Origin of the sequence: Verminephrobacter aporrectodeae subsp. tuberculatae At4, assembly GCF_000193225.1 — a bacterium.
Taxonomy (GTDB): Bacteria; Pseudomonadota; Gammaproteobacteria; order Burkholderiales; family Burkholderiaceae_C; genus Acidovorax; species Acidovorax aporrectodeae.
In genome coordinates, this window is record NZ_AFAL01000365.1 from 20,637 (window position 1) to 28,611 (window position 7,975).

The following is a 7,975-nucleotide window of genomic DNA, read 5'->3' on the forward strand; positions in this document are numbered from 1 at the left end:
CCATGGACTCCTCTTATGGCCCGGCGTGCGGCGATACCGGTTCATCGATCAGCGGACGTCGGTGCCGAGCCACTTCCTGCTCATGTCGCCGTATGCGCCATCGCGCGCGATCTCGCCGAGCGCCGCGTCGATCGCCTCGCGCAGCCTGGGGCTGTCCTTGCGCACCGCAATGCCGATTTTCTCGGGGTACAGCAGCGCGCCAACGGGTTTCGCGTTGATCTGCTTGTCGCGGATGGTCAGGATGCCCGCGATCTTGTCGGTGACGAAGCCGTCGATGCGGCGGTTCTGGAGGTCGATCAGGATATCGGGCAAGCCCTTGTAGGTCTTGATTTGCACCTCGGGGTGGTTCTTGCGCAGCCATGCCTCATAGGTCTCACCGAGCGTGACGCCCAGCACCTTGCCGTTCAACTGGTCGATGCCTTCGACCCCGCTGCCCTTGGGCACGAACAATTGCGCGCCCGACCGATAGTACGGCTGCGTGAAATCGACGGCCCTGAGGCGCTCGTCCGTGATCGCCATGCTGCCGATGATCGCGTGGTACTTGCCGGCCAGCAGACCGCCGACGATGCCGTCCCAGGCCGTCGTCACCGGGACGGCTTGCACACCGATCTTCTTCGCGATCTGGCTGCCGATATCGACGTCGAACCCCTGCAGCTGACCCGCCGCGTCGATGAAGCTGAACGGCGGGTACTTGCCCGTCAAGGCAAACGTGAGCCGACCGGTCTGCTTCACCTTGTCGAGATCGTCGGCATGGGCGGCGGCGCTCAGCACGATGAAACAGGCAGCGGTCACGATTTTCTTCAAGCGGGTCATCTGAATTCTCCTGTCAGAGTGGGTGGGGGAGGGGTTGGTCGATCCTTGGCCGCCGCGGTCATGCGTGGCTGTCCGCAATGGCCTGAAAATCCGCGTCGGTGATGTTGCGCAGTCCGGCAGGCCCGATGTCGCTGAGCACCTCGAGCAGTTGCAGGCCCTCGGTGCCGCAGGCGAATACCGCGTGCTCGGTGACGATCCGGGTGACGCGCCGCCGCGCGGTCAGCGGCAGCGTGCATGCGCTGACGATCTTCGGACGGCCGTTCCTGTCGGTGTGCAGCATCGTGACGATGACGCGCCGCGCGCTCTGCGCCAGTTCCGCGCCGCCGCCGATGCCGGCCACGAGGCTGCCGGGCACGAGCCAGTTGGCCAAATCCCCGTGCGCAGAAACCTGCAAGGCCCCGAGAAACGTGATGTCGATCATGCCGCGCCGGATCATGCCGAACGACACCGCGCTATCGACCACCGCCCCGCCGGGCACGATCGACACGTACCCGCCCCGGCGTCGATGAGTTCGCTGTCGAGCGCATCGTCGTCGCCTGACGGTCCGACACCGAGGATGCCGTTTTCCGAATGGATCCACACCCCCGAAGCCGCGTCCACGTAGTGCGGGATCAGCGTCGGCAAGCCGATGCCGAGATTGATGATCTGTCCGCGCGACACCTCCCGGGCGGCGCGCCGCGCGATCACGTGGCGCGGATCAGCGGGGGATCGGCTGGTATTCATGGGAATCTCCGGCGACCTGGACCAAGCCCTGCACATAGATGCCGGGCGTGTGGATGCTGTCGGGCGCGAGCGGCGCGTCGCTGATCGTGCGCGTTTCGACGAAGACCTGGTCGGCGGCCATTGCCATCAGCGGTGAAAAGTTGCGCGCCGCGCCGCGATAGCGCAGATTGCCGAATCCGTCGGCCCGATCGGCGTGCAGCAATGCGTAGTCCGCCCTGATCGCCGGCTCGAAGAACAGCTGGCGGCCGGCCACCTCGATGGATTCGCGCGCCACGCCCAGTTCGTCGGGCAATTCGATATCCGTGACGACGCCGGGCAAGCCCACGCCCGCGCAACGGATGCGCTCGGCGAACAGCCCCTGAGAGAAAAATTCGACTTGCAGCGCGCCGGCAAGATGCGCCCGCCGCGCGGGTGCGCTCAGACCGAGGTGCGTGGTCAGCAGCCGGCTGACCACGCCCGCCTCGATCAGCCGTGACACGCCGTAGCCGTCCTGATTCGCGTCGTTCTTGATGATCGTCAAACGGCGTTTGCGCTGGCGCTGGAGTTCGGCGAGCAATGAGAACGGCGTGCCCGGCGAGCCGAAGCCGCCCACCATGATCGACGCGCCATCCGGAATCGCCTCGATGACTTCCGCCAACTGCCTGCGTTTGCTCATCGTGCGGCCGCCGTGCGTTGTACGGCAGTGCATGCCGCGTCGAGCAGATCGACGATTTCGTCGCACTGCGCGGGCGTCGTGATCAGCGGCGGAGCGATCAGCGTGTGGTCGCCCGTCTCGCCCATCAGCGATTTGCGCGGATAGACGATGAGCCCGCAATCGCGCGCCGCGCGGGTGATCGCGTCGCCGAAGCAGAGCGCTGGCGCAAAGGGCTCCTTGCTCGCGCGATCCGCCACGTACTCGACGGCGAGCAAGAAACCCCGGCCGCGCACGTCGCCGATGAAGCCATGGCGCGATGCCAGTTGCTGGAGTGATTGGAGCAGATACGCGCCCGTGCTCGCGGCGTTCTCGACCAGCCCTTCGCGCTCGATCACGTCGATGACGGCGAGCGCCGTCGCGCTGGCGAGCGGATTGCCCGCGTAGGTGTAGCCATGCTGGAAACCGCCTGCGGCCAGCACGGGATCGGTGACCTCCGCCCGCGTCATGATCGCGGACACCGGATAGTAGCCCGCGCCCAATCCCTTCGCGAGGCAGACGATGTCCGCTCGGACGTCCCAGTGCTCGTAGCCGAACCAGCGGCCGGTGCGGCCCATGCCCGTCATCACCTCGTCGAGGATCAGCAGGACGCCGTGCCGCGAGCAGATTTCGCGGATGCGCGAAAAATACCCGGCGTGCGGAACTTCGGCTCCGGTGCTCGCGCCGCCGATCGGCTCGGCGATGAAGGCGGCCACGTGCGCGGCCCCCGCTTCGAGAATCGCCGCCTCCAGTTCGTCGGCGCAAGCCAGCGCGTGCTCGGCCACGCTGCGGCCCGCCGGAACGCGGTACTGGGTCGGTGACGCCACTTTGGGATACAGCGGGAACATCGGCCCGAAGGGCTGCGTCAACGGCGTGTAGCTCGTCATCGACAGCGCACCCATCGTCGCGCCGTGATAGGACGGCTTGCGCGCGATGAACACCTTGCGCTGGGGCTCGCCCCTGCACACCCAGTACTGGCGCGCGATCTTCAGCGCCGACTCGACCGACTCGGAACCGCCGCTGGAAAAAAACACGCGGTCAAAGCGGCCGCCGCCGAGATCGACCAAGCGCTGCGCCAGATCGAGCGCGGGTTGATTCTCGAACTGCGTCCGGTACGCGAATGCGACCTTGTCCAACTGATCCAGCATCGCGGCGCGGACCGCCGGATGGCCGTGGCCGATCTGCGCCACGATGGCGCCCGAACAGGCGTCAACATAGCGCCTCCCGTCCACGTCCCAGGCATACACGCCCTGGGCCCGGGCGATGGTCGGCAGCTTCACTGCCGATTGATAGAACAGATAGTCAGGCACGGCAGTTCCTCGATGCGGTTTCGATGCGGGGTCCGGCCAGTGTTCTGCCCTGCGAATAGCGGCACAAAATGAAACGGATGCATTTCGCGTCAGGGCAAGGCGCAAACCGCAGCGATACCCGTAGGTATCGCGAGGATTTGCAACGCCGCCATGGCGCGAAAGGCGCAGTTTCATGTGCCGCTATTCGCAGGGCAGGACACCAGGATATCGGCCAGAAAAGCCTGGGTGCGCTCGTGCGCCGGTTGATGAAAGATCGCGGCCGGCCGGCCTTCTTCGACCACCCGACCGCCCGCGATGAACACGACGCGGTCGGCTACTTTCTCGGCAAAGCGCATCTCGTGCGTCACGACCATCATCGTCATGCCGGCGCGCGCGAGTTTCTCCATCACGGCGAGCACGCCAGCGACCATCTCGGGGTCGAGCGCGGAGGTCGGCTCGTCGAACAGCATCGCGTCCGGTCTGAGCGCCAGCGCGCGGGCGATTGCGACACGCTGCTTCTGGCCGCCCGAGAGCTTGCCCGGATAGACGTCTTGCTTGTCCAGCACGCCGACCGAATCGAGCAAGGCGCGCGCTTCGGCGCGCGCTTGGACGATGCCGTGGCCGAGCAACTGCACGGGCGCGAGCATGATGTTTTCGAGCACGGTCAAATGCGCAAACAGGTTGAAGTGCTGGAACACCATGCCGACCTTCATGCGCATCGCGTTCAGATACCGCTCCTGGGCCCGATGGCCGCGGCGGGCGTCGTTGATGAGGCTGCCCCGAATCCACACCTCGCCGCCGGTCGGCATCTCGAGCATGTTCACGCAGCGCAGCAAGGTGCTCTTGCCCGACCCGCTGGGACCGATCAGGACCAGCACCTCGCCTTGCTGCACGTCGAGCGAAATACCTTTCAACACGTCCAGCGCGCCGTAGGTCTTGCGCACGCCGCGCAGGGTGATTTGCGCGCCATCCGGATGCGCGGCGTTCATGCCCGGCCTCCTTGCAGGACCAGGCGCCGCTCCAGTTGCCGCAGGACCAGGCTCGTGGCGGTCGTGAGCACCGCATAGATCATCGCGCACGCAAAGTAGAGTTCGAACGGCTTGAACGTGGCGCTGACGAGCTGCTGGGTCCGCATGAACAGTTCGGCCAGCGTGATCGTGGAGACCAGCGACGTGTCCTTGGTCAGGATGATCAGGTTGTTGCCAAGCGGCGGCACGATCAGCCGGAGGGCCTGCGGCAGGATCACGAGCCGCATGGTTTTGGCAGCGCCAAATCCCAGCGAGCGCGACGCCTCGATTTGCCCGTGCGGAACCGCGAGAATCCCGGCGCGGATCGTCTCCGCGTTGTATGCCCCGACGTTCAGCGCGAGGCCGATCACCCCCGATGCGAACGGCGACAGTTCGACGCCGAATTGCGGCAGACCGAAGTAGATGATGAACAGCTGCACGAGCAGCGGCGTCGAGCGGATCAGCCAGACGTAGCTGCCCGCCACGGCGCGCACGGCGGCGTGGCGCGAGAGTCGCCCCAAAGCGGCCGCCAGACCGATCACGAGACCGAGGATCGTCGCCAACAGGGTGAGTTCGACCGTGGTGCCGGCGGCCTGACACAGCATCGGCAGGTATTCGGAAACGATGTGGATGTCAAGCATGGGGCTCTCTGCGTCATCGCCCATCGCCGGCCATGAAGCGGACGATGCCGGGGGTCTGCGTGAAGGGGGTGAGCAACTTTGTTCATAGCACGCCTCTATCCGGCAGAGCGCCGTGCCATGGTGGTTTTGCTCAACGTCGTTGTGGATCGGAGTCTCACTTTCCTGTTTTTGTCTGTCAACATATGATGTTTTTTCATCAAGTGATGTATGGAGCCGGGAATGCGGGCAGAAATCAGCGTGCGCGACATGGAGATCTTTCATGCGATCGCGACCACGGGGTCAACCCGGCAGGCCGGCGTGCAGCTCGGCATCACCCAGTCCGCCGCCAGCCATGCGCTCGCGCGGCTCGAGGACACCCTGGGCATCCGTCTGTTCACGCGGGAGAACCAGCGGCTGCAAATCGCCCCCGCGGGCCGCTACATGCTCGACGAGGCCGTCCAGTTACTGGATCGGCTGAAGCGGATCGAAGAAGAGATGGCGCTTTTTCAGGAAAGCGGCCTGGCGTCGCTGCGCATCGGTTGTGCGCCCGGTTTGGGCCATCGCTTCGGCCCGCGGCTCGCGCAGCAATACGTCGCCAGCCATCCGGGAACCGGCATGGCGCTGGACATCGCCGCCAGCGGGCGGCTGATTTCGGAGGTGGACGGCGGCCGCCTGGATCTCGCGCTGGTGTCGTACCAGATTCACGAGCCGGGGTTGATCATTACGCCGGTATTCGCCGCACAGATGATGGCGCTGCTGTGCCGAAGGAATCGGTTGGCCGCGCGCAAACGGCTCCACTACGGCGACCTCGCCGACCAGCGCTACATCAAGCCGATGCAGTCGGATCACCTGATCTACGCCAACACCAGCCACGACCGCCAGCTCGACTACAGCTTGCGCGTCAGCATGAGCGCGCTGGGCGAGGTGATCCGGTTGAGCAACGGCGTCAGCCTGCTGAACGCATTGACGGCTGCGGATCTGTGCGTCCATGGTGATCTGGTCGCCAGACCCTTCGACTCGGCCCAATGGTTCACCTTCTACCTCGTGCATCAGCACGCGATGAAGGACAACCGCGCGGTGGCAGACGTGCTGGCCATTGCCAAGGACTGTGTCCGGCAAACGGCAGAGGAAGCAGGGCTTGCTGGCGCGTTCGTCATTCACTGAGCGGCGCGCGCCAGGATGGTTTTCTCCGCATTCACGCGGCCATCGGCAAAAGCGCCCGCAGTCCGTGCGCATTCGCTGAATGGGCCGAATGGCTGTTCCCGCCCCGCTGCCTCGGCCTGCGCAGCCACGCCGCGCACCACGTCGCCGACGACGATCACCGCAGGGCTGCCCAGGCCCTCGCGGAGAATGGTCGCGTGCAGGGCGTGCAGGGTCGTCACGGCGTGGCGCTGCCGGGGCAGGCTGGCGTTCTCGATGATGGCCACGGGGGTGTCGGCGGGCAGGCCGCCGGCGAGCAGTTCCTGTTCGATTCCGGCCGCGCCGCTCACGCCCATGTAGATCACGAGCGTGAGCCTTGCGGCGCGCGCCGTCGCGGCCAGCTGGCGCCAGTCGATTGCGGCGTCTCCGGGCTTGGCGTGGCCGGTGACGAAGACCACGCCGTGCGCATGCGCGCGGTGCGTGAGCGGTGCGCCCAGCGCCGTGAGGCCGGCCAGGCCCGCGGTGATGCCGTTGATGACGTGCACCGCAATGCCCGCGGCGCGCAGGCTCTCGACCTCTTCCCCGCCGCGGCCAAAGATGAACGGGTCGCCGCCCTTGAGCCGCACCACGTTCTCGCCCGCGTGCACCGCCATGCGCATCAGCTTTTCGATAAAGGCCTGCGGCGTGCTCTTGCAGCCGCCGCGCTTGCCCACGTGGACGATGCGCGCCGTGGGCGCGGCCTGCGCCACGATGGCCTCGCTCACCAGGTCGTCGACGAACAGCACGGTCGCGGCGCGTATCGCCTTGAGCGCCTTGAGCGTGAGCAGCTCCGGGTCGCCCGGGCCCGCGCCGACCAGGGTGCAGCTGCCGCACGCGGGGGCCAAGGGGGTCGGCGGGGGGTCTGAGGGAATGGGGGACGGCTCATGGCAGGGTCTCCACAACGGTTCGGTCGGCAAGTTGCAGGATATGTTCCACTTGGCGCCCGATGGCCGGCGGAACCGGCAGTTCCCCCGCGAGGACGCGGCGCGTGTAGGTGGCGGTGCTGGCCACGTCCAGCGCCGTGGGCAGGCCGGGGACTTCGTTCGTGGTGCCGGGCTGCTGCGCTTGCAGCACGCCGTGCACGCCGTGCACGAAGCCGTCGCTGCGCGCGCTGCGGCGCGGGTCTGCCACCACCTCGCCTTCGAGCCCGCGCGACAGCAGGGCGGTCATTCCCAGCAGGCAGAAGGTGGCTTGCAGCATCCCGAAGTATTCGGGGTGCGTGTAGCTGCTCACGACCACGGCGGGCCCCGCGCAGGGGTTCATGAGCTTCACGGTGCTGTGCCCCGGGTTGCGCAGGCCCACCACCTCGCGCACCGCCAACAGCCGTGCCAGGCCGCCGTGCAGCTGCCGGGTGTGGATATGGCATACCGCCCCGGCGGCTATGCGTTCCGGCGCATCGAGTGCCGGTATGCCCAGCGCGTCGAGCACGTCGCAGGCCAGAACCCGGCGCGCCTCGGTGCGCATGCCGTGCAGCAGCACGGGCAGGCCCGCGCGCGCGAGCAGCAGCGCGAGCAGCGGGGTGAGCACGGGCAGCCTGCGCGCGCCGTTGTAGCTTGGCAGCACGACGAGCGGGCGCTCGCTCGCGGGAAACCGGGTCAGGCGCTGGTGCGTGGCGTCGAGAAAGCCGCACATCTCTTCGGCCGTCTCGCCCTTGATGCGCATGGCCAGGCAGAA

10 protein-coding genes are annotated in these 7,975 nt (G+C 66.9%); 1 reads left to right on the forward strand and 9 read right to left on the reverse strand.

Annotated elements, in window-relative coordinates:
* Window positions 1-48 precede the first annotated feature (48 nt).
* The 7 genes from VTU_RS0108540 to VTU_RS0108565 form a co-directional block, all read right to left on the reverse strand.
* Window positions 49-813 carry a transporter substrate-binding domain-containing protein gene (locus VTU_RS0108540; RefSeq protein WP_010103256.1) on the reverse strand — a complete coding sequence of 255 codons (765 nt, stop codon included), beginning with the start codon at window positions 811-813 and terminating at the stop codon, window positions 49-51.
* 58 nt (window positions 814-871) lie between these two features.
* A complete protein-coding gene (locus VTU_RS34405) occupies window positions 872-1,300 on the reverse strand; it encodes a CoA-transferase (RefSeq protein ID WP_010103258.1) in 429 nt (142 codons plus the stop codon).
* Window positions 1,246-1,536 (reverse strand): CoA-transferase, encoded by a 291-nt coding sequence (locus VTU_RS34410; protein ID WP_201766110.1) that lies wholly within the window; start codon window positions 1,534-1,536, stop codon window positions 1,246-1,248. Before VTU_RS34410 ends, VTU_RS34405 begins: the two co-directional genes overlap by 55 nt.
* The gene (locus tag VTU_RS0108550; protein WP_236610681.1) at window positions 1,511-2,173 is read right to left on the reverse strand and encodes a CoA transferase subunit A; all 663 of its coding nucleotides are present in this window, start codon (window positions 2,171-2,173) and stop codon (window positions 1,511-1,513) included. The genes VTU_RS34410 and VTU_RS0108550 overlap by 26 nt, the downstream gene beginning before the upstream one ends.
* Window positions 2,174-2,187: 14 nt before the next feature.
* The gene (locus VTU_RS0108555) at window positions 2,188-3,516 is read right to left on the reverse strand and encodes an aminotransferase family protein (RefSeq protein ID WP_010103263.1); all 1,329 of its coding nucleotides are present in this window, start codon (window positions 3,514-3,516) and stop codon (window positions 2,188-2,190) included.
* A 170-nt stretch (window positions 3,517-3,686) separates the two neighbouring features.
* Window positions 3,687-4,484: an amino acid ABC transporter ATP-binding protein gene (locus tag VTU_RS0108560; RefSeq protein ID WP_010103265.1), complete on the reverse strand. Its 798-nt coding sequence runs from the start codon at window positions 4,482-4,484 to the stop codon at window positions 3,687-3,689.
* Window positions 4,481-5,143 carry an amino acid ABC transporter permease gene (locus tag VTU_RS0108565; RefSeq protein ID WP_040892556.1) on the reverse strand — a complete coding sequence of 221 codons (663 nt, stop codon included), beginning with the start codon at window positions 5,141-5,143 and terminating at the stop codon, window positions 4,481-4,483. The genes VTU_RS0108560 and VTU_RS0108565 overlap by 4 nt, the downstream gene beginning before the upstream one ends.
* 219 nt (window positions 5,144-5,362) lie before the next feature.
* On the opposite strand from VTU_RS0108565, the gene VTU_RS0108570 reads away from it, so the two are divergent.
* A complete protein-coding gene (locus VTU_RS0108570; protein ID WP_010103278.1) occupies window positions 5,363-6,286 on the forward strand; it encodes a LysR family transcriptional regulator in 924 nt (307 codons plus the stop codon).
* On the opposite strand, the gene cobA is transcribed toward VTU_RS0108570, so the two are convergent.
* Both cobA and ybiB read right to left on the reverse strand, forming a co-directional pair.
* Window positions 6,280-7,146 (reverse strand): uroporphyrinogen-III C-methyltransferase, encoded by an 867-nt coding sequence (gene cobA / locus VTU_RS0108575; protein WP_010103281.1) that lies wholly within the window; start codon window positions 7,144-7,146, stop codon window positions 6,280-6,282. The two genes, VTU_RS0108570 and cobA, sit on opposite strands and share 7 nt — an antisense overlap.
* Window positions 7,147-7,183: 37 nt before the next feature.
* Window positions 7,184-7,975, reverse strand: a 792-nt coding sequence (ybiB, locus tag VTU_RS0108580; RefSeq protein ID WP_010103283.1) for a DNA-binding protein YbiB, incomplete at its 5' end; no start/stop codon positions are given.